Here is a 19952-nt window from a genome sequence, read left to right as displayed (position 1 = left end):
GCGCCCCCGGCCGTTCCGTCAGATCAAAGCGGCGCCGGCAGCGCCACGCCCAGCCGGTCCGCATGCGGAACGAGGCTCGCGATGATGCCGTCATGCAGCCGCACGCCCTGCGCCAGCCCCTCGGCCTTGCGGCGCGCGGCGTTCTGGCCGGGCAGCCGCACGGCCGACACGCCGGGACGCGGCGGATTGCTGCGGCAGGCCTCGGCCAGCCAGCCGGTCTGGCGCAGGAAGGCCTCGCGCCCGCCGAAAGCCTCGGGGTCCCAGACCTGCACCGTGAAGGCGCAGCAGGTGCCCTTCGGCGCATCGGCCCGGCCCCAGCCGGCCAGACCCTGCGTCACCGCCTCGGCCTGCAGGGCCATGCCATAGCCCTTCTGCCCGTGATCGAGCCCGCCGACCGGCATCAGCGTGCCGCCCGCCGACAGCACCTGCGGATCGCGCGCGGGCGCACCCGCGGCATCCATCAGCCAGTCGTGCTCGTACTGCCGCCCCTCGCGGATCATCCGCTGCGCCATGTTCACCGTGGTGATCGAGGCCGAGATGTCGATCAGGATCGGATCGCCCGGCGTCGGGATGCCATGCGCGACCGGATCGGGGGTATAAAGCCCGCGGGTCCCGCCGAACGGCGCCACCTGCGCGCCCGAAGGCGAGGACGAGGTGATCGAGGCCATCATGCCCTGCCCGGTCGCGATCGGCAGATAGGCCGCCAGGGCGCCGATATGCCCGCTGTCGCCGACGACGACGGTGCAGGTTCCGGTCTCGGCCGCGCGGGCGACGGCCAGCGTCACCGCCTCGGCAGTCAGCCAGGCGCCCGGCAGGCGGTTGCCCCGCCAAGCCACCGCGGCCGGGCGGTCCGAGATCACCTCGTAATCGCCCGCCCCGTTCAGCACGCCGTCGGCCAGCAACTGCAGATACCAGCCCGCCAGCGCAAGGCCGTGGGTGGTGTGGCCCATCAGGTCGGCTTCGACCAGATAGGTCGCGACCGCCTCGGCCTTGGCGGGCTCGACCCCGGCGGCGGCGAACAGCGCCCGGGCCGCGGCCAGCAGGTCGGCGGCGGCGTAGCGATCGGCGCAGGTTCCGTCGGCGCTCATGCCGGGACAGCGCCCAGCAGGTCGTATTTCTTCAGGATCTCGGCGATCTGCGCATCCTGCTTGGGGTCGGGCAACAGCGCGGGCTGCCGGCTGGCCCCCACCGAATTGTCCATCACCCACAGCGCGCGCTTCACCAGCGCCGGCGGATAGCCCAGACCGTAAAGATCCTTGCGGAAGTTGCCGAAGATCTGCTGATAGCGCGCAGCCTCGTCCATGTCGCCGGCGTTGAACGAGCGGCAGATCCCGGCGACCACCTCTGGCATCACGTTGCCCAGACCCGAGATCGCGCCCTTCGCGCCGTTCTGGAACGACCAGAGCACGAGGTGATCGGGGCCGGAATAGACATCGAAGCCCTCGACCTCGCGACCGATCGCCAGATACTGCTCGAGCGTCTCCTGCGCGCCGCCGGAATCCTTGATCCCCATGATGTTTCCATGCGCGGCCAGCTGGCGGGCCGTCGCCGGCTCGATGTGGTTCTGGGTGCGCGCCGGGATGTCGTAGAGATAGGTGGGGGTCGCGACGGCATCGGCCACCGTCGAGAAGTGGCGCACCATCCCGTCCTGCGTGCAGGCGATGAAGAACGGCGTGATCACGGCGATGCCGTCGACGCCGATGCGGTCGAATTCCTTCGCCAGCTTCACCGTCTCGAAGGTCGCGGGCATGCCGGCGTTGACGATGATCTTGGCCTTGCCCTTCACCTCGGCGGCGACGCGACCGCAGAGCTCGACCTTCTCCTCGAAGGTCAGCGCGGTGAAGTCGCCGTTGGTGCCGGCGCACATGATGTTGTTCCCGGCGGCGACCTGGCGGCGGACCTGCGCAAGCGTGGCGTCGTAGTTGATGGTTTCGTCATCGTTGAAGCAGGTGACGAGGGCGACGAAGACTTCGCTCTGGCTCATGGGTCCTCCGGTCGGGCGCGAGACATCGGAGGTGCCGGGCCCTGCCCGCCCTCCCGCGCAGCCGGACCGGGCGCTCCTCCGCCCCGCTGCTGCCGTGGAAACTTGCGCCGCGGGGTCAACTTGTCAACAGAGAAAGCGAAAAAGCGGGTCGATTCGAACGTGCCACACGGTGCCATGTCCGCGGCACGGGACAAGCCACGGCGCAGAGCGTGATCCTTAAAATATTGCTTTTACGCAATTTATCTTGGATATCACATCTATCACCACACGAGAGAGGCTCGCTGAATGGCGTCCTGAACCGCCGCAGCGCAGGAATTGACAAATATTACAACACGGCTTTACCTGTCCCGACGCAGGGCGCGCCGCCCCGGCCGTGATGCGGCCCGGCCCGCGCCGATCTTCTGGCCAAGATGCCGGAAACATTGAATGATCTGGAGGATCCCCATGGCGACGCTCGATTCCGCGCTGGAGATGCAGCGCCCGCCCGTAGTCAGGTTCGGACAAGGCGCGCTTGCCGCACTGCCCGACTGGCTGGCCGCCGAGGGCGTGACCCGCGCCTTCGTGATCGCCGACGCGTTCAACGGCTCGCGGCTCGACCAGCTCGGCCTGGGTGCGGTGCCGGCCTTCACCGAGGTGATGCCCGAACCCGATCTGCCGAACCTGACCGCCGCCGTCGTCGCGGCCGAGGCGGCGGCCCCCGACGCGATCATCGGCTTCGGCGGCGGTTCGGCGATGGATCTCGCGAAGCTCGTCGCGGTGATGATCGGCAGCGGCAAGGCCCTGTCCGAAATCTCGGGCCCGAACCGCGCGCCGCGTCGTGGCGTCCGGCTGGTGCAGGTGCCGACCACGGCCGGGACCGGCTCGGAGGTCGGCACCCGCGCACTGATCACCGATCCGGCGACGATGAACAAGATCGCGACCGAAAGCCGGCAGATGCTGGCGGACGCGGCCTTCATCGACCCGCATCTGACCGCCTCGGTCCCGGCCTTCATCACCGCGGCGACCGGCGTCGACGCGATGGCGCATTGTGTCGAGGCCTTCACTTCGAAGCGAGCGCATCCGATCATCGACGCCTATGCCATTGAAGGCACACGACTTGTGGGCGCCTTCCTGCCCCGCGCGGTCCGCGCCGGCTCGGATCTAGAGGCGCGGGCGGCATTGTCGCTTGCGGCCTTCTATGGCGGCGTCTGCCTTGGCCCGGTGAACACCACCGCCGGCCATGCCATCGCCTATCCGCTGGGGACGCGCCACAAGATCGCCCATGGCATCGCGAATGCGCTGATCTTCCCGCATGTTCTGGCCGCGAACCGGGCCGCCGCCCCGCAGAAGACGGCGCTGGTCTGCGAGGCCCTCGGCTTCGAGGGCCGCACCGACACCGAGGTGCTGGAAGGCGCGATGGGCTTCTGCCGCGGGCTCGGCCTCGACATGGCGCTGGCCGCGCATGGCGTGCCCGAGGACGACCTGCCGGCGATGGCGGCCGAAGCGCATGCGATCCGCCGCCTGCTGGACTGGAACCCGCGCGACCTGTCCGAGGCCGACATCCTGGCGATCTACCGGCAGGCCTACGGGGCTACCGTGCCGGCCTGACCCCCGCCGCCGCGCCGCCGGCCACGGCGCGGCGATTCCACCACGGGCGCGCATCTGTCATCGCGCCGCGCCCGGAACCGCCACCAATATTGTCAAATTGACCAACCGTTGACTTCAGGGGAACCCAATCTAGATCGCTGCTAACAAACGGTAATTCCTATACAGAGCGCCGCGATCGGGCCGGATACCCCGCAAGAGAGAAGAACAGTTGACAAGTTGCCGGTGAATTCGTCACCTTGGGCCATCCGGCCGAGGAGGCAGAGGCCGGCAGGGACCATGCGGACGACATGTCCGCCCGTCGGATCGCAGCGGCAGGGACCGCAGCGCGGCGGCAAGATCAGGTGATCAGGGAGGATCAGATGCTACGCAAGCTTGGTGTCGCCGCGGTAGCGGCTCTGTGGACGCTGCCCGGTGTCGGAACCGGCGCGGCGCAGGCGGCCGATGGAGAGGTCACGATCGTGCTGGGCGAGAATGTCGACCTCGTCGAGCCCTGCATGGCCACCCGCTCGAACATCGGTCGGATCGTGCTGCAGAACATCAACGAGACGCTCACCGAATTCGACGTGAAGGGCGACAAGGGCGTGATGCCGCGCCTGGCCACCTCGTGGGAGGAAACCACGCCCGGCACTTGGCGCTTCCACCTGCGCGAGGGCGTCAAGTTCTCGGACGGGACCGATTTCGACGCCACCGACGTCCAGCATTCGTTCGAGCGCGCGATGTCCAGCCAGCTGACCTGCGAGACGCCGCGCTACTTCGGCGACACCAAGCTGTCCTATGCCGTCGTCGACCCGCACACCATCGACATCACCGCCGCTCCGGCCCAGCCGATCCTGCCGCTGATGCTGTCGCTGGTCACCATCGTCCCCTCGGAAACGCCGATGGAATTCATCCGTGAACCCGTGGGCACCGGTCCCTACAAGCTGACCGAGTGGAAGCCCGGCCAGAACATCGTGCTGAGCCGGCGCGACGACTACTGGGGCGACAAGCCCGCGGTGACCAAGGCCACCTACGAATTCCGCACCGACCCGGCCGTGGCCGCCGCGATGGTCGCGCAGGGGGAAGCCGACCTCGCGCCCTCGATCTCGGCCATCGACGCGACCGACAAGACCACCGACGTCTCGTATCTGAACTCGGAAACCTTCTACCTGCGCATCGACTCGGGCGTGGCCCCGGTCAGCGACAAGCGCGTGCGCGAGGCGATGAACCTGGCCATCGACCGCGACGCCTTCATCGGCACGCTGCTGCCCGAGGGCGTGGTCAAGGCCGCGGCGCTGGTGCCGCCGACGACGCTGGGCGCGAACCCCGACGTGCAGCCCTGGCCCTTCGATCCTGAAAAGGCGAAGGAGCTGCTGGCCGCGGCCAAGGCCGACGGCGTGCCGGTCGACACGCCGATCACGCTCGTCGGCCGCTCGAACCTGTTCCCGAACGTGCTGGAAACGGTCGAGGCGATGGCGCAGATGCTGCAGGACGTGGGCTTCACCGTGAAGGTCCAGATGATGGAAGTCGCCCAGGTCGAAGAGCTGTACAACAAGCCCTACAAGGACGGCCGCCCGCCCTATGCCCTGGCCGTGCAGCATGACAACAGCCGCGGCGACCCGGTGTTCACCATGTTCTTCAAGTACGACAGCGAAGGCCGCCAGTCGGGCATCTCTGACCCGAAGGTCGACGAGCTGATCGCCAAGGCCACCGCCGCCACCGGCGACGAGCGCACCAAACTCTGGCAGGAGCTGATCGCCTATGTGCATGATGGCGTGGTCGCCGACGTGCCGCTGTTCCACATGGTCAACTTCGCCCGCATCGGCAAGCGCGTGAGCTTCGAGCCGACGATCGCGACGAACTCGCAGCTGCAGCTGAGCGACATCGCCTTCAAGTGATCCGATCCGGGGGGCGGCGACCCGCCCCCCAACACCATCCGCGGCGTCAGCCGCGTCGGCCCAGGGAGGAGGACCCCCATGTCGAAAGTCACCAGCAGGATCGTGTCCAGCCTGTTCTCGCTGATCGCGCTCCTCGTGCTTGTCTTCTTCCTCACGCGGCTGACGGGCGACCCCGCCACGCTGTTCCTGCCGATCGACGCGACCCCGCAGATGATCGAGAACTTCCGCGAGCTGCACGGGCTGAACGACCCGGTGATCGTGCAGTTCGGCCGCTATGTCTGGGATGTGCTGCATCTCGACTTCGGCGAAAGCCTGACCCAGGCCCGCCCGGCGATCACCGTCGTGCTCGAGGCCTTCACCTGGACGCTGCAGCTGGCGGTGATCACCATCGTGCTGGTCAGCCTCTGCGCCATCGTCATCGGCTCGCTCGCCGCGCACCGCCCCGGCGGCCTCTTCGACCGCTTCGTCTCGGTCCTGTCGCTGATCGGCGCCTCGGCCCCCGATTTCTGGATCGCCATCGTCGCGATGATCATCTTCGCGGTGAACCTCGGCTGGGTGCCGACCTCGGGCACCGGCTCGGTCTGGCACTGGATCCTGCCGATCTCGGTGCTGTTCATCCGCCCCTTCGGCCTGATCCTGCAGATCGTCCGCGGCTCGATGCTGCAGTCCTTCGGCTCGCTCTACGTCAAGACCGCCCGCGCCAAGGGCGTCGGCAACCGCGCGATCATCTTCGTGCACACCCTGCGCAACGCCATGCTGCCGGTGATCACCGTGATCGGCGACCAGGCGGCGGCGATGCTGAACGGCGCCGTGGTGGTCGAGACGATCTTCGGCTTCCCGGGCGTCGGCAAGCTGATGATCGACTCGATCCTGAACCGCGACTTCAACGTTATCCTTGCCGCGATCATGGTGACCGCCGTCGCGATCTTCCTGATGAACCTTCTGATCGACCTCGCCTACGCGCTGCTCGATCCGCGGATCCGGACCTGAGGCCATGACGATGACCAACAGCCTGACCACTCCCGGCATCGGCCGGCCGACCAAGCCCAAGGGCCCCGCCGCCCGCTGGCTGTCGATGCTGTGGCGCGACAAGTTCGCGACCATCGCGGTGCTCTTCCTGATCCTGATGATCCTCGCCGCGATCTTCGGCCCGATGCTGTTCGACGCCGCCGCGCAGAAGCAGAACCTGCGCGCCCGCAACGCCCCGCCCTTCACGCTGGATGCCGGATGGCTGGGCGTGCTGGGGGCGGATTCGCTCGGCCGGCCGATCCTGCCGCGGATCCTCGTCGCCGCGCAGAACACGCTGATGATCGCCGCCGGCGCCGTGCTGGGCTCGTCGGTGATCGGCGCCCTGCTGGGCCTCGTCGCCGGCTACTCCTCGCAGCGCATCGGCACCGTCATCATGCGACTGGCCGACGTGATCATGTCCTTCCCCTCGCTGCTGCTGGCCGTGGTCGTGCTCTACATGCTCGAACCCTCGGTCGGGAACCTGGTGCTGGTGCTCGCGATCACCCGGATCCCGGTCTACCTGCGCACCACCCGCGCCGAGGTGCTGGAGATCCGCCATCGCATGTTCGTCGAGGCGGCAGAGGTGATGGGCGCCTCGCGGATGCGGATCATGTTCTTCCACATCCTGCCGATGGTGGTGCCGACGCTGGTGACCATCGCCACGCTCGACTTCGCCTTCGTGATGCTGGCCGAAAGCTCGCTCTCGTTCCTCGGGATCGGCATCCAGCCGCCCGAGATCACCTGGGGCCTGATGGTCGCGCAGGGCAAGCAGTACATGAACACCGCCTGGTGGCTGGCGTTCTGGCCGGGCCTCGCGATCATCCTGACCACCATGTCGCTGAACCTGCTGTCATCCTGGCTGCGCGTGGCGCTGGACCCGACCCAGCGCTGGCGGCTCGAAACCGGAGGCAAGACCCGTGGCTGACCATCTTCTCGAAGTCCGCGACCTCTCGGTCCAGTTCCACACCGCCGGCGGGATCGTGCGTGCCGTGCGCGGCATCAGCTGGCATCTCGACCGCGGCGAAACCCTTGCGATCCTGGGCGAAAGCGGCTCTGGTAAGTCGGTCTCGGCCTCGGCGATCATGAACCTGATCGACATGCCCCCGGGCGAGATCACCAGCGGCGAGGTCCTGTTCGAGGGCCGCGACCTACTGGGCATGAGCCCCGAGGCCCGGCGCGAGATCAACGGCCGGCGCATCGCGATGATCTTCCAAGACCCGCTCGGCCACCTGAATCCGGTCTACACCATCGGCTGGCAGCTGACCGAAGCCGGCCGCGTCCACGGGCTGGCCGCCGCCGCGGCCGAGGCCCGCGCGCTCGAACTCCTGACCCGCGTCGGCCTGCCGCAGCCGAAAGAGGCGATGGGCAAGTATCCGCACGAATTCTCGGGCGGGCAGCGCCAGCGGATCATGATCGCGATGGCGCTGGTGATGAAGCCCGACATCGTCATCGCCGACGAACCCACCACAGCGCTCGACGTGACGGTGCAGTTCGAGGTGCTCGAGCTGCTGCGCGAACTGCAGCGCGAGATGGGCATGGGCCTGCTGCTGATCACCCATGACCTCGGCGTCGTGGCCGAGGTCGCGGACCGCGTCGTGGTGATGAACGCCGGCGAGATCGTCGAGCAGGGCACCCCCGCGCAGGTCTATCATGCGCCGAAGCACCCCTATACCAAGAAGCTGATCTCGGCCGCGCCGGGACGCGGCGCGATGCACGAACCGTCGCCCGATGCCGAGCCGATCCTGAAAGTCGAGCGCCTGTGCAAGACCTTCGGCGCGTTCAAGGCGCTCGACAACGTGTCCTTCACGCTGCGCCGGGGCGAGACGCTGGCGATCGTGGGCGAAAGCGGGTCCGGCAAGTCGACCTCGGCGCGCTGCATCCTGCGCCTGAACGAGGCCGACAGCGGCACCGCCCACTGGAAGGGCCGCGACCTGATCGCGATGCCGCGGTCGGAGCTTTTCGCCATGCGGCGCGAGATCCAGATGGTCTTCCAGGACCCGACCCAGTCGCTGAACCCGCGGATGTCGGTCTATCGTATCATCTCGGAAGCCTGGGCGATCCATCGCGACATCCTGCCCAAGGCGCGCTGGCGGGCGCGGGTCGAAGAGCTGCTGGAACAGGTGGGCCTGCAGCCCGAACATGCCGACCGCTATCCGCACCAGTTCTCGGGCGGGCAGCGCCAGCGGATCGCCATCGCGCGCGCACTGGCGCTCGAGCCCGACCTGATCATCTGCGACGAGGCGGTCTCGGCGCTCGACGTGTCGATCCAGGCGCAGGTGATCGCGCTTCTCGACAAGCTGCGGCGCGAGCTTGGCATCGCCTTCATCTTCATCGCCCACGACCTGCCGGTGGTGCGCGACTTCGCCGACCACGTGATGGTGATGGAGAAGGGCCGCGTGGTCGAGATCGGCACCGTGCGCGAAATCTTCGAAAGCCCGCGTCAGCGCTATACCCAGCGGCTGCTGGCCGCAGGTCTCGACCCGGATCCGCAGATCCAGCGCGCCCGCAGCGCCGTTCCGGCATGACGGCGGTCGAGCAACCGTGACGCCCTGCCCCGGAACCCGGCCCGCCCGGGGTCCGTTCTTCCGCCACAGCGTCGCGGCGGAGGCAGACGATGACCGGTTCCCAGCAGCATCACCCCGACCGTCAGGATGACGACACGCCCCATGACCACGGGCCGGCAGGCGGCTGGGGCTCGCTTGGCGGGGTGGCGCGGATCGCCGGCGACACGCCGGTACCGACGCGGGCGCTGTCGATCCTGGCGAAGCTGAACAAGCCCGGCGGCGTCATGTGTTCGTCCTGCGCCTGGGCCAAGCCCGCCAAGCCCCACCGCTTCGAATTCTGCGAGAACGGCGCGAAGGCGACGCTGTGGGAACTGGACGAACGCCGGGCCGATGCCGATTTCTTCGCCCTGCATACCCTGCGCGAGCTGCGCGGCCTGCATGATCACGATCTCGAGGCCGCGGGGCGGCTGACGGAGCCCCTGCGCTACGACCCCGAAAGCGACCGCTACCTGCCGGTCGGCTGGCAGGCGGCCTTCGACGAGATCGGCGCGATCCTGAAGGCGATGCCGCCCGAGCAGGCGGTGTTCTATGCCTCGGGCCATGCCGGGCTCGAGGCGGCCTATCTCTACGCGCTCTTCGCCCGGGCGATGGGGCACCAGAACCTGCCGCAGTCGTCGAACATGTGCCACGAGACGACCTCGGTGAACCTGCAAAGCTTCATCGGCACCCCGGTCGGCACCTGCACGCTCGAGGATTTCGAAAGCTGCGACGCGATCTTCTTCTTCGGCCAGAACACCGGCACCAACAGCCCCCGCTTCCTGCACCAGCTGAAGGACGCGGTGAAACGTGGCTGCCGGATCGTCACCTTCAACCCGCTGCGCGAACGCGGGCTGATCGCCTTCACCGATCCGCAGAACATCGGCCAGATGCTGACCGGGGGCGAGACCCCGATCTCCGAGAAGTACTTTCAGGTCCGCCCCGGCGGCGACATCGCCGTGCTTGCGGGGTTGATGAAATGCGTGCTGGCGGCCGAGGATGCGGCGCCGGGGACCGTGCTCGACCATGACTTCATCGCTGCCGAGACCACCGGTTTCGCAGAGACCATCGCCGCCGTGCGCGCCTTCGGCTGGGACGAGATCGAGACGACCTCGGGCCTGAGCCGCGCGATGATCGAAGAGGCGGCCGGGATCTATCTGGGGGCCAGCCGCGTGATCGGCATCTACGGCATGGGGCTGACCCAGCATGTGAACGGCTGGCTGAACCTCGGGATGCTCTGCAACCTTCTGATGCTGCGCGGGAACATGGGCCGGCCGGGCGCCGGCATCTCGCCGGTGCGGGGCCATTCCAATGTGCAGGGCCAGCGGAGCGTCGGCATCGGCGAGAAATCCGCGCATATGCCGGCAGAGCGTCTGCGGGCGCTCTTCGGGATCGAGCCGCCCGAGAAGGACGGGATGAACGTCGTCCATGCCTGCGAGGCGCTGCTGCAGGGCCGGGTGCGGGCGATGCTCTCGCTGGGCGGCAACCTGCTGCGCGCGCTGCCCGACCGGGACCGGATGGAAGCGGCCTGGCCCGCGCTGGACCTGACGGTGCATGTCGCGACGAAGCCGAACCGCTCGCATCTGGTGCCGGGCCGGGTCAGCTTCCTGCTGCCCTGCCTGGGGCGCACCGATATCGACAGGCAGGCCAGCGGGCCGCAGGTGGTGTCGATGGAAGACTCGCTGTCGCATGTCTACGGCTCGATCGGGCAGGCGGAGCCGCCGGGCGAGGCGCTGATGTCGGAAGTGGCGATCGTGGCCGGGATCGCGGCGGCGACGCTGCCCCCGAACCCGCGCCTGCGCTGGCAGGACTGGACGGCGAATTACGATCTGATCCGCGATCTTATCGCGCAGACCTACCCGGAGGGCTTCCACGACTTCAACGACCGGCTGTTCCAGCCCGGCGGCTTCTACCGCGGCAACCCGGTGAAACGACGCGAGTGGAAGACCGACAGCGGCAAGGCGCAGTTCACCGCGCCCACCACGCTGTCGGCCCTTGGCCAAAGCCCGCGGGGCGACGAGATGACGCTGATCACCCTGCGCTCGAACGACCAGTTCAACACGACGATCTACGGCTTTTCGGACCGGCTGCGCGGGCTTGAGGGCAGCCGCGACATCGTGCTGCTGAACCGCGACGAGATCGCCCGGCGCGGGTTGGCCGAGGGGCAGCGGGTGACGCTGGAATGCGCGGTCGAGGATGGCGTCGCGCGGCGGATCGAGGGGCTGACCGTCACCGCCTATGACCTGCCGCCGGGCTGCATCGCGGGCTATTACCCGGAACTGAACCCGCTGGTGCCGCTGGGATATCACGAGAAGCACTCGCAGACGCCGGCCTACAAGGGCACGCCGGTGCGGGTGCTGGCCGATCCGGATCAGCCCAGCACGTAATCGGGTGCGATACTCTCGCGCAGCACCGTGCGCCCGTTCGGCAGGTCGTTGCCCTCGGCCCGGGCCAGCGCCGCCGCGGGGTCGAGCCCGTGGTCGGTCCAGCGCCGCACCAGCCGCTCGGTCAGGACGTCCTCGTCGATCCTGAGCGCGACGGTGATGTCCCACAGCGGCGCCAGATCGCGCCATCCGGGCCGGTCGAGCAGCAGGTAGTTGCCCTCGAAGATCAGAAGCCGCGCGGCCGGATCGACCTGCCCCGCGCCGGGCACGGTGCGGTCCGCGGCGCGGTCGAACAGCGGATAGGCGGGCGATGCGCCGCCGCGGATCGCGCGGACCAGCGCCACGAAGCCCGCGACGTCGAAGGTTTCCGGCGCACCCTTTCGCGCGCGAAAGGTTTTGGCGTCCAGCCAGTCGTTGTCATGGTGGAAGCCGTCCATCGGGATCACCTGCGCCTGCGGACCAAGCCCGCGCGCAAGCTCTTCGGCCAGCGTGGACTTCCCGGCGGCGGGGGGGCCCGCAAGCGCCACGAGGCGGCGCGGGGAGGTCCGCGCCGCCTCGCTCAGGATGCCCAGCAACTGCCCGGCATCGACTGGTCTCATGCTGCAATGCTTTCGCCGGGGGGCGCCTTGGCGCCGGTCATCAGCGCCACCGCATCCGACATCGAGCAGTCCTCGGGCCGCACCGTGCAAAGCCTGCGCCCCAGACGGTGGACATGGATGCGGTCGGCGACCTCGAACACATGCGGCATGTTGTGCGAGATCAGGATGATCGGGATCCCGCGCGCCCGCACGTCCTGGATCAGGTCCAGCACCTTGCGGCTTTCCTTGACGCCAAGCGCCGCGGTGGGTTCGTCGAGGATGATCACCTTCGAGCCGAAGGCCGCCGCCCGCGCCACCGCCACGCCCTGCCGCTGGCCGCCCGACAGCGTCTCGACCGGCTGGTCGATGTTCTGGATCGTCATCAACCCCAGTTCCGACAGCTTCTGGCGGGCGATGTCGCGCATCGCGCCATGGTCGAGCTTGCGCAGCCATTGCCCGGTGAAGCCCTTGGCGCGGATCTCGCGCCCCATGAACATGTTGTCGACGATGGACAGGGCCGGCGACAGCGCGAGCGTCTGGTAGACGGTGGCGATGCCGGCCTCTTGCGCCTGAAGGGGCGAGGCGAAGCTGACCTCCTGCCCGTCGAGGGTGATCGACCCTGCGTCGATCCGGATCGCGCCCGACAGCGCCTTGATCAGCGAGGATTTTCCGGCGCCGTTGTCGCCGATCACCGCGAGGATCTCGCCGGGGTAGAGGTCGAAGTCGCAATCGTCGAGCGCGGTGACCCGGCCATAGCGCTTCTGCAGACCGCGGGCGGAGAGGATGGGGGCGTTCATGCCGAGACCTTTCTGATCCACTGGTCGATGGCGACCGCGATGATGATGAGCCAGCCGATGGCGAACACCTGCCAGAGAACGTCCACCCCGGCGAGCCGCAGGCCCGACTGGAAGACGCCGACGATCAGCGCGCCGAAGAGCGCACCAAGGATCGAGCCGCGACCGCCGAAGAGCGAGATCCCCCCGATCACGACCGCGGTGATCGACTGCAGGTTGCCCTCGTAGAAGGCTTGCGGCGAGATCGAGCCAACCCGCCCGATCGAGGCCCAGGCGGCGATGCCGCAGATCAGCCCGGCCAGCGCATAGACCGACATCAGCGTGCGGCGGGTGCGGATGCCGGCCAGCTCTGCCGCCTCGGCATCATCGCCCACGGCATAGACATGGCGGCCCCATGCGGTCTTGTTGAGCATGTACCACAGCACCAGGAACACCACGACCATCAGGATCGAGCCCCAGGTGATCCGCGCCGAGCCGATGGCGATCGTCTCGCCGAAGACCTTCAAGAGCGGCGCCGCGGCGTCGATGTCCTGGCTGCGGATCGACTGCGCCCCGGACAGCCAGAGGTTCAGCGCGTAGAAGATCGACCAGGTGCCCAGCGTGGTGATGAAGGGCGGCAGCTTCACGCGGGTGACGAGGAAGCCGTTGAACATCCCCGCCGCCGCACCGCCGGCAAAGGCGATGACCAGCGCGAAGATCGCGGGCACGCCCGAGAAGACCGCGAGGTTGCCGGCGATCACCGACATCAGCACCATGATCGCCGCAACCGACAGGTCGATGCCCGCGGTCAGCACGATCAGCGACTGCGCCGCGGCGAGGATGCCGATGATCGACACCTGCTGCATGATCAGCGTCAGGTTGAAGGCCGAGAAGAACTTCGATCCCGAGATCACCCCGAAGACCGCCACGGCCCCCAGAAGCACGATCACCGGCACCAGCGTGGGATTGGAATGCAGAGCGTGCTGCAGCTGCTCGACGGGCCCGCGGCGGTGCGGATCGAAGGCGGCGACGCGGCGGTCGGCGCCGTCGATCACCGTCTCGAACTCCTGCGCGGGGCGTCGCGACGACGGGATGGTTTCGCTCATGGCGGCCTCATCTGTTGAAGGGACGGGGTCCCCGGGGGGCGTGGGGGCCCCTCCGGGGTCGGCGCGGCATCAACGATGCCGGGCCGTGGCAACGGGCCTCAGCCCCAGCACTTGTCCATCGCCTCTTTCGAGGTGATCGAGGGGATGCCGTCGACCGGCTGGTCGGTGACCAGCTCGACGCCGGTGTTGGTGAAATCGAGCCCTTCCGAGGCCCTGGGCTTCTCGCCCGTCTCGGCATAGGCCTTGATCGCCTCGATCCCCATCGAGGCCATCTTAAGCGGGAACTGCATCGAGGTGGCACCGATCACGCCGCCGGCCACGTTCTTCACCCCCGGGCAGCCGCCGTCGACCGAGACGATCAGGGCTTGGCTTTCCAACCCCACGGCCTTCAGCGCCTCGAAGGCGCCGGCGGCGGCGGGCTCGTTGATCGTGTAGACGAGGTTCACCTCGGAGTCCTTCTGCAGAAGGTTCTCCATCGCGGTGCGCCCGCCCTCTTCGTTGCCGTTGGTCACGTCGTTGCCGACGATGCGCGGGTCATCCTCGTCGCCCATCTTGGTCGGGTCCTTGATGTCGACGCCGAAGCCCTTGAGGAAGCCGTTGTCGCGCAGGTAGTCGACCGAGATCTGCGAGGGGTTGAGGTCCAGCAGCGCGATCTTCGCCTTGGCGGTATCGCCCATCTTCGCCGCGGCCCATTTGCCGATCAGCTCGCCCGCCAGTAAGTTGTCGGTGGCGAAGGTCGCATCGGCGGCGTCGATCGGCTCGAACGGCGTGTCGAGTGCGATGACGAGAACCCCCGCCTCGCGCGCCTTGCCGACCACCGGCGCCAGCGCGCGACTGTCAGAGGGCGTGATCAGGATGCCCTTCGCCCCGGCCGCGATGCAGCTTTCGACCGCCGCCACCTGCGTTTCGACATCGCCGTCGATCTTGCCGGCATAGGTGTTCAGGGTCAGCCCAAGCTCCTTGGCCTTCGCGCTGGCCCCTTCCTTCATCTTCACGAAGAAGGGGTTGGTGTCGGTCTTGGTGATCAGGCAGGCCGTGGTGTCGGCGGCCGAGGCGGCCCCCGCAGCAAGCACCAGCGCCAGGGCAGAACCCGCGAACAGCGTCTTCATCGTCATCCTCCCAAAAGGTCACGCGCCGCCTGCCCCACGGGCCTTGCCGGCGCCTCCGCTCCTCCAGCGGATCGAGGATCAAACTGCCGCGATTCCCGCTGTTGGTCAATAAGTAAATCCATTCGATTTATTAATTGCGTGGCGGCCCCGCTGAGGGCATGCTAGGCAGGGATCGGGGAGGATCTGTCATGGATGGCAATGACCGCATCGGCGCGCGTTCGGGCGTCAACCAGATCGGGGTCCGGGCGCATAACGAGCGGCTGATCCTGTCGCTGGTGCGTCGCGGCGGCGGGCTGCCGGGGGCAGAGATCGCCAAGCTGACCGCGCTGTCGCCGCAGACAGTGTCGAACATCCTGCGAAAGCTCGAGAACGACGGATTCATGACCCGGGGCGCGCCGCAGCGGGGGCGGGTCGGCAAGCCCTCGATCCCGATGCAGATCGACCCCGACGGGGCGCTGTCCTTCGGGATGAAGCTGGGACGACGTTCGGCCGATCTCGCGGTGCTGGACCTCGCGGGCAGGGTGCTGGGGCAGAGCCAGATCACCTATCCCTACCCGATGCCCGCAGAGATCTTCGCCTATCTGCGCGAGGGGATGCAGGCCCTGTCGCAGGCGCTGACACCGCGCCAGCGCACCCGGCTGGCGGGCATCGGCGTCGCCGCCCCGGCCGAGATCTGGAGCTGGGTCGACGTGCTGGGCGCGCCCGCCGACTTCTCGGTCTGGCGCGAGATCGACTTCGCGGCCGAGGTCGCGGCCTTTTCGGACCTGCCGCTGTTTCTGGTCAACGATGCCACCGCCGCCTGCCGGGCCGAGCATGTCTTCGGCCGCGGCCGCGACCTGACCGATTACGCGTATTTCTTCATCGGCTCGTTCGTCGGCGGCGGGGTGGCGCTGAACGGCAGCGTGGTCGAGGGGCTGCAGGGCAATGCCGGGGCCTTCGGCGCGATCCGGGTGCCCGGACAGGACGGGGGCACCGCGGCGCTGATCGACGAGGCCTCACTCTACCTGCTCGAGAACGCGCTGAGCGGGGCGGATCTTCCGGCCGGGGCGCTCTGGCACCAGCCGCAGGACTGGTCGCGGCTGGGCCCGGCACTGGAGGATTGGATCGCGCGGGCGGCGCGGGCGCTGGCCCATGCCGCGCGGGCGGTCTGCGCGGTGATCGACTTCCCGGTGGTGCTGATCGACGGCGCCTTCCCGACCGAGGTGCGCGCCCGGCTGGTGGCCGCCGCCCGGGAAGAACTGGCGCGGCTCGACCTGCGCGGGCTGACCGCGCCCGCGATCGAAGAGGCGGCGGTGGGCGGCAATGCCCGCGTCATCGGCGCCGCCACCGCACCGGCGATGGCGAAGTTCTTCGAGTTCTGATCGGACGGCCTGCGCCGGTTAGTCCGGCTCGGGCGACCAGCCGAGCGCGACCGAGATCTCGCGCGCGGCCTGCGTCACCGCGCGCCACTCGGCCTCGGCCGGCCTGTCGGGGATGAACTGCACGAGGTTCACCGCCGCGAGCACCCCCACCAGCGTCCCCGCCCCGTCGAGGATCGGCGCCGCCAGCGCGTTCAGCCCGATCGCCGCCTGGTTCGCGCCCGTGGCCCAACCCTGCGCCCGGATCTCGGCGAAGTGGCGGCGCAGCACCCCGGGGTCGGTGATCGTCTCGGGCGTGCTGGCGGGCAGCGGCCCGGCAAGGATCGCCTCGCGCCGGGCCTGATCGAGATAGGCCGCCGCGCATTTCCCCTGCGCCGAGTTGTGATAGCCCAGCGTCGAGCCCTGCCGCACCCCGATCTCGATCTGCAGGTGCCCCGACAGGGTCAGCGCGATCCGCACCCCGTCCGGCTCGGGCGTGCTCAGCACGCAGGAATGGCCCAGCCGGTCGCGCAGCTCGCGCATCGGGCGCAGCGCGACGGTGGCCAGATCGGTGTTCTCGCCCACCATCCGCCCCAGCGTCATCAGCCGCGGCCCGGCCCGGTAGCGGTCCGAGGGCGGCGATTGCGACAGGTAGCCCTGCCCGACCAGCGTCCGCAGGTGCCGGAAGATTCGGCTCTTGGTGGTGTCGAGGGCCGAGGCAAGCTCGGTCACGCCCACCGATCCGCGCGTCGCCGCGACCTGTTCGAGGATCCGCAGCGTCAGAACCACCGCCTGAACGCCGTCGGCGCCCGCCTTGCCGTCTGCTTCCAAGTCCTTGTCCACGTTTGCCATTCCCGTCGTTCCGCCACGTTTCGCATCCGGGGGGACGCTCAGGGTGGTTGACAGCCACGCCCCGCCCGCTGCATCGTATCGCTTGAGGATATGCTGTATCGCCAGTCGATACAAGTAGGGAGGAGACATCAATGACCACCGCGCCGGACCCGGTCCGCGCGGCCAGCTTCCGCTCGCGCTTCAGGGCGCGGCAGAAGCTGGTCGGCACCTTCATCAAGACCCCCAGCATCCATGCGACCGAGATCCTCGGCGGTCTCGGCTTCGATTTCGTCGTCATCGACGAGGAACACGCCCCCTTCAACCGCGAGACCACCGACCAGATCCTGCTGGCCGCCCGCGCCGCCCGGATCGCCGGCATCGTCCGCGTGGCCGACATCTCGCAGGCGCTCTCGGTGCTGGACTGCGGCGCCGAGGGCATCCTGATCCCGCATGTCGACAGCGCCGAGCGGGCCCGCAAGGCAGTGGCGGCCTGCCGCTATCGCGGTGGCAGCCGGGGCTTCAGCAATTCGTCGCGCGCCGGAGGCTACGGCGCGCTGGGCATCGCCGCCCATGTCACGGAGAACGACGAGCGCGTGACCGTCATCGCGATGATCGAGGACCCGTCGGCGATCGAGGTCATCGACGAGATCCTCGCGGTCGAAGGGCTGGACGGGATCTTCATCGGCCGCGGCGACCTGACCGTGGCCTATGGCGAGACGACGATGTCCTGCGAGGCCACGACCGCCGCCACCGCCAAGGTGCTGGCCGCCGCGCGCCGCGCCGGCAAGCCCGCGGCGATCATGACCGCGGGGGCCGAGGAATCCGCCGGCCACATGCGCAACGGCGCGTCCTGCTTCATCACCGCCTCGGATCAGGGCTTCCTGCGGCAGGCGGCATCGGCGGTGCTGGCGGCCTATGGCGCGCTGCCCGCGGCACTGGAACCGGAGACCTCGAATGTTTGACCCTTCGGATCCCCGGGCCGGGCTGGCCGTCGCCAAATCCTCGGCGGTGGCGCCGGGACGCTTCTTCCCAGCCGAGCTTGGCCTGTTCCATGACGCGCCCCCGCAGATCGACGATGCGACCGGGCAGACCTGGTTCCTGCGCGGCGCGAATTTCGTGATCGCCCTCACCCGCGCCCTGCCCGGCGCGAGCTTTGCCCGCGAGGCCCAGCCCGATGAATATGTCGTGCTGCTCGACGCGCCGGACACCCGCGCGGTGATCGAGGCGCAGGGCGCCGCGGGGGCCGAACGGGTCGAGGTGCCGGGCCATTCTCTGGCCTTCGTGCCGCCGGGCGCCAGCCGGGTGACGCTGCCCGAGGGCGGGCTGCTGGTGCGCCTGTTCACCGCCCGCGCGGCAGACATGGTCGCGGCCTGCCCGAACGCGGCCGCCTACGACCCGCCCCATGCCCGCATCCCGGCCTTCGCGGCCTGGCCCGCGCCGGCCGACGGCTGGCGGATCCGCCACTACTCGCTGGACGTGCCGCCGACGCCGGGCCGCTTCGGGCGGATCTTCCGCTGCACGACCTTCATGGTGAACATGCTCGATCCGCAGATCGGCCCGCGCGACATCACCAAGCTGTCGCCGCATCACCACGACGAGTTCGAACAGCTCTCGCTCTGCCTTGCCGGGCGCTTCGTGCATCACCTGCGCTGGCCCTGGACGGTCGACCTGAACGACTGGCGCGCGGACGAGGCGATCGAGGTCGGCGCGCCCTCGGCCACGGTGATCCCGCCGCCGGCCATCCACACCTCGCGCGGGACCGACCCGGGGCTCAACCAGCTCGTCGATGTCTTCTGCCCGCCGCGCGTCGACTTTTCCGAGAAACCCGGCTGGGTGCTGAACGCCGCGGACTACCCGATGCCCGCGACCGAACCTGCAGGCGAGGAGGCCTGACCATGGACCATGTCGATACCGAACCCTTCGTGAGCAAGGTGGGCGACGCCGCCCGCGAGAAGCAGGTGAACGACCTGCTCGTCGGCGCGGTGGACCTGCACTGCCATTCGGGCCCCGCGGCGATGCCGCGGATCCTCGACCACCACGAGGCGATGATGGAGGCCGCGGCGGCGGGGTTCCGCGCGGTGCTCTACAAGGACCACTTCTATCTTGGCGTCGCGCAGGCGGTGATCCTCGAAAAGCTGTTCCCGGAAACCGGGGTGAAGCTTTATTCCGGGATCGCGCTGAACAACGCCTCGGGCGGGATCAACCCGCATGCGGTAGACCATGCCGCGAAGATCGGCGCCAAGATCGTCTGGCTGCCGACGCTGTCGGCGGAGAACCACATCCGGCAGGCCGAGGGCGCGGCGAAGAGCTTCCCGAAGACCGCCAAGAAGATGCTGGACCCGATCCCGCTGTCGGGACTGGACGCGAACGGCCGCGTCAGCGACGCCGTCAAGCAGGTCTGCGACATCATCGCCGAGGCCGACATCATCCTGTCGGGCGGCCATCTGCCCGCGCATGAGCTGATCAAGATCTTCGAAGAGGCCAAGGCCCGCGGCGTGCAGAAGCTGCTGGTCAACCACCCGACCTATGTCGTCAACTGCACCGACGACGACATCCGCGAACTCGTGTCGATCGGCGCCTACATGGAGCATTCGATCTGCATGTTCGTCGAGGGATCGGCCCATCACTTCTCGAGCGACGACCTCGCGCATCTGATCGAGGTCGCGGGGCCGGACCACACCGTGCTCTGCTCGGACCTCGGGCTGCGCGGCAGCCCGCGCCCGGTCGAGGGCTATCGCCAGATGGTGCGGCTGCTGCTCGACCTGCAGATCCCCGAGGCGCAGATCCGCACGATGATCGGCCACAACGGGGCGAAACTTCTGAACCTGAACTGACCCATAC

General features: G+C 68.6%; 17 protein-coding genes. 10 read left to right on the top strand and 7 right to left on the bottom strand.

All coding sequences use genetic code 11. The features are described from left to right. Window positions 1-23 precede the first annotated feature (23 nt). Both V8J36_RS15015 and V8J36_RS15010 read right to left on the bottom strand, forming a co-directional pair. Window positions 24-1088: an Ldh family oxidoreductase gene (locus V8J36_RS15015; RefSeq protein WP_336468127.1), complete on the bottom strand. Its 1065-nt coding sequence runs from the start codon at window positions 1086-1088 to the stop codon at window positions 24-26. Next, entirely contained in the window at window positions 1085-1984 is a 900-nt protein-coding gene (locus V8J36_RS15010) for a dihydrodipicolinate synthase family protein (RefSeq protein WP_336468126.1), read from the bottom strand. Before V8J36_RS15010 ends, V8J36_RS15015 begins: the two co-directional genes overlap by 4 nt. Before the next feature lie 444 nt (window positions 1985-2428). On the opposite strand from V8J36_RS15010, the gene V8J36_RS15005 reads away from it, so the two are divergent. From V8J36_RS15005 to V8J36_RS14980, 6 genes are all read left to right on the top strand, one after another. Next, on the top strand, window positions 2429-3571 hold the full coding sequence (locus V8J36_RS15005) for an iron-containing alcohol dehydrogenase (protein WP_336468125.1): 1143 nt from the start codon (window positions 2429-2431) through the stop codon (window positions 3569-3571). A gap of 359 nt (window positions 3572-3930) precedes the next feature. After that, complete coding sequence (locus tag V8J36_RS15000; protein ID WP_336468124.1) at window positions 3931-5445, top strand: ABC transporter substrate-binding protein; 1515 nt, start codon at window positions 3931-3933, stop codon at window positions 5443-5445. Between the two features lie 78 nt (window positions 5446-5523). After that, window positions 5524-6435 (top strand): ABC transporter permease, encoded by a 912-nt coding sequence (locus V8J36_RS14995; protein ID WP_336468123.1) that lies wholly within the window; start codon window positions 5524-5526, stop codon window positions 6433-6435. Window positions 6436-6439: 4 nt separating this feature from the next. After that, window positions 6440-7378, top strand: coding sequence for an ABC transporter permease (locus V8J36_RS14990; RefSeq protein WP_336468122.1), 939 nt, complete (start codon window positions 6440-6442; stop codon window positions 7376-7378). After that, window positions 7371-8978: an ABC transporter ATP-binding protein gene (locus tag V8J36_RS14985; RefSeq protein WP_336468121.1), complete on the top strand. Its 1608-nt coding sequence runs from the start codon at window positions 7371-7373 to the stop codon at window positions 8976-8978. The genes V8J36_RS14990 and V8J36_RS14985 overlap by 8 nt, the downstream gene beginning before the upstream one ends. 89 nt (window positions 8979-9067) lie before the next feature. Then, the gene (locus V8J36_RS14980) at window positions 9068-11380 is read left to right on the top strand and encodes an FdhF/YdeP family oxidoreductase (protein ID WP_336468120.1); all 2313 of its coding nucleotides are present in this window, start codon (window positions 9068-9070) and stop codon (window positions 11378-11380) included. Here V8J36_RS14980 and V8J36_RS14975 read toward each other — a convergent pair. From V8J36_RS14975 to V8J36_RS14960, 4 genes are all read right to left on the bottom strand, one after another. Further along, window positions 11365-11976, bottom strand: a complete 612-nt coding sequence (locus V8J36_RS14975) for a phosphoribulokinase (protein ID WP_336468119.1) — start codon at window positions 11974-11976, stop codon at window positions 11365-11367. The genes V8J36_RS14980 and V8J36_RS14975 overlap by 16 nt on opposite strands. Then, window positions 11973-12752 carry an ATP-binding cassette domain-containing protein gene (locus V8J36_RS14970; protein ID WP_336468118.1) on the bottom strand — a complete coding sequence of 260 codons (780 nt, stop codon included), beginning with the start codon at window positions 12750-12752 and terminating at the stop codon, window positions 11973-11975. The genes V8J36_RS14975 and V8J36_RS14970 overlap by 4 nt, the downstream gene beginning before the upstream one ends. Then, a complete protein-coding gene (locus tag V8J36_RS14965; RefSeq protein WP_336468117.1) occupies window positions 12749-13834 on the bottom strand; it encodes an ABC transporter permease in 1086 nt (361 codons plus the stop codon). The genes V8J36_RS14970 and V8J36_RS14965 overlap by 4 nt, the downstream gene beginning before the upstream one ends. A gap of 98 nt (window positions 13835-13932) precedes the next feature. Further along, window positions 13933-14943 (bottom strand): sugar ABC transporter substrate-binding protein, encoded by a 1011-nt coding sequence (locus tag V8J36_RS14960; RefSeq protein ID WP_336468116.1) that lies wholly within the window; start codon window positions 14941-14943, stop codon window positions 13933-13935. Window positions 14944-15131: 188 nt separating this feature from the next. Between V8J36_RS14960 and V8J36_RS14955 the strand changes: the two genes are divergently transcribed. Next, window positions 15132-16304: an ROK family transcriptional regulator gene (locus tag V8J36_RS14955; RefSeq protein ID WP_336468115.1), complete on the top strand. Its 1173-nt coding sequence runs from the start codon at window positions 15132-15134 to the stop codon at window positions 16302-16304. A gap of 18 nt (window positions 16305-16322) precedes the next feature. Here V8J36_RS14955 and V8J36_RS14950 read toward each other — a convergent pair whose 3' ends face one another. Continuing rightward, window positions 16323-17132, bottom strand: a complete 810-nt coding sequence (locus V8J36_RS14950) for an IclR family transcriptional regulator (protein ID WP_336468114.1) — start codon at window positions 17130-17132, stop codon at window positions 16323-16325. A gap of 131 nt (window positions 17133-17263) precedes the next feature. Here V8J36_RS14950 and V8J36_RS14945 point away from each other — a divergent pair, with 131 nt between their 5' ends. Genes V8J36_RS14945 through V8J36_RS14935 form a run of 3 tightly spaced genes read left to right on the top strand, consistent with a single transcriptional unit; the run spans window position 17264 to window position 19945 of the window. Beyond that, the gene (locus V8J36_RS14945; protein ID WP_336468113.1) at window positions 17264-18073 is read left to right on the top strand and encodes an HpcH/HpaI aldolase family protein; all 810 of its coding nucleotides are present in this window, start codon (window positions 17264-17266) and stop codon (window positions 18071-18073) included. Next, window positions 18066-19004: a hypothetical protein gene (locus V8J36_RS14940; RefSeq protein ID WP_336468112.1), complete on the top strand. Its 939-nt coding sequence runs from the start codon at window positions 18066-18068 to the stop codon at window positions 19002-19004. The genes V8J36_RS14945 and V8J36_RS14940 overlap by 8 nt, the downstream gene beginning before the upstream one ends. Before the next feature lie 2 nt (window positions 19005-19006). Next, the gene (locus V8J36_RS14935) at window positions 19007-19945 is read left to right on the top strand and encodes a DUF6282 family protein (RefSeq protein WP_336468111.1); all 939 of its coding nucleotides are present in this window, start codon (window positions 19007-19009) and stop codon (window positions 19943-19945) included. Window positions 19946-19952 lie beyond the last annotated feature (7 nt).

It is taken from the genome of Frigidibacter sp. MR17.14 (assembly GCF_037095735.1).
In the GTDB taxonomy this organism is placed as follows: Bacteria; Pseudomonadota; Alphaproteobacteria; order Rhodobacterales; family Rhodobacteraceae; genus Frigidibacter.
The sequence above is the reverse complement of the archived record's forward strand: the minus strand, read 5'-3'. Positions and strand labels throughout refer to the sequence as shown.

Bases quoted from the DNA above. Each gene is read 5' to 3' on its own strand.
- V8J36_RS15015 (WP_336468127.1), bottom strand. From the start codon at position 1,088: ATGAGCGCCGACGGAACCTGCGCCGATCGCTACGCCGCCGCCGACCTG.
- V8J36_RS15010 (WP_336468126.1), bottom strand. From the start codon at position 1,984: ATGAGCCAGAGCGAAGTCTTCGTCGCCCTCGTCACCTGCTTCAACGAT.
- V8J36_RS15005 (WP_336468125.1), top strand. From the start codon at position 2,429: ATGGCGACGCTCGATTCCGCGCTGGAGATGCAGCGCCCGCCCGTAGTC.
- V8J36_RS15000 (WP_336468124.1), top strand. From the start codon at position 3,931: ATGCTACGCAAGCTTGGTGTCGCCGCGGTAGCGGCTCTGTGGACGCTG.
- V8J36_RS14995 (WP_336468123.1), top strand. From the start codon at position 5,524: ATGTCGAAAGTCACCAGCAGGATCGTGTCCAGCCTGTTCTCGCTGATC.
- V8J36_RS14990 (WP_336468122.1), top strand. From the start codon at position 6,440: ATGACGATGACCAACAGCCTGACCACTCCCGGCATCGGCCGGCCGACC.
- V8J36_RS14980 (WP_336468120.1), top strand. From the start codon at position 9,068: ATGACCGGTTCCCAGCAGCATCACCCCGACCGTCAGGATGACGACACG.
- V8J36_RS14975 (WP_336468119.1), bottom strand. From the start codon at position 11,976: ATGAGACCAGTCGATGCCGGGCAGTTGCTGGGCATCCTGAGCGAGGCG.
- V8J36_RS14970 (WP_336468118.1), bottom strand. From the start codon at position 12,752: ATGAACGCCCCCATCCTCTCCGCCCGCGGTCTGCAGAAGCGCTATGGC.
- V8J36_RS14965 (WP_336468117.1), bottom strand. From the start codon at position 13,834: ATGAGCGAAACCATCCCGTCGTCGCGACGCCCCGCGCAGGAGTTCGAG.
- V8J36_RS14960 (WP_336468116.1), bottom strand. From the start codon at position 14,943: ATGAAGACGCTGTTCGCGGGTTCTGCCCTGGCGCTGGTGCTTGCTGCG.
- V8J36_RS14955 (WP_336468115.1), top strand. From the start codon at position 15,132: ATGGATGGCAATGACCGCATCGGCGCGCGTTCGGGCGTCAACCAGATC.
- V8J36_RS14950 (WP_336468114.1), bottom strand. From the start codon at position 17,132: ATGGCAAACGTGGACAAGGACTTGGAAGCAGACGGCAAGGCGGGCGCC.
- V8J36_RS14945 (WP_336468113.1), top strand. From the start codon at position 17,264: ATGACCACCGCGCCGGACCCGGTCCGCGCGGCCAGCTTCCGCTCGCGC.
- V8J36_RS14940 (WP_336468112.1), top strand. From the start codon at position 18,066: ATGTTTGACCCTTCGGATCCCCGGGCCGGGCTGGCCGTCGCCAAATCC.
- V8J36_RS14935 (WP_336468111.1), top strand. From the start codon at position 19,007: ATGGACCATGTCGATACCGAACCCTTCGTGAGCAAGGTGGGCGACGCC.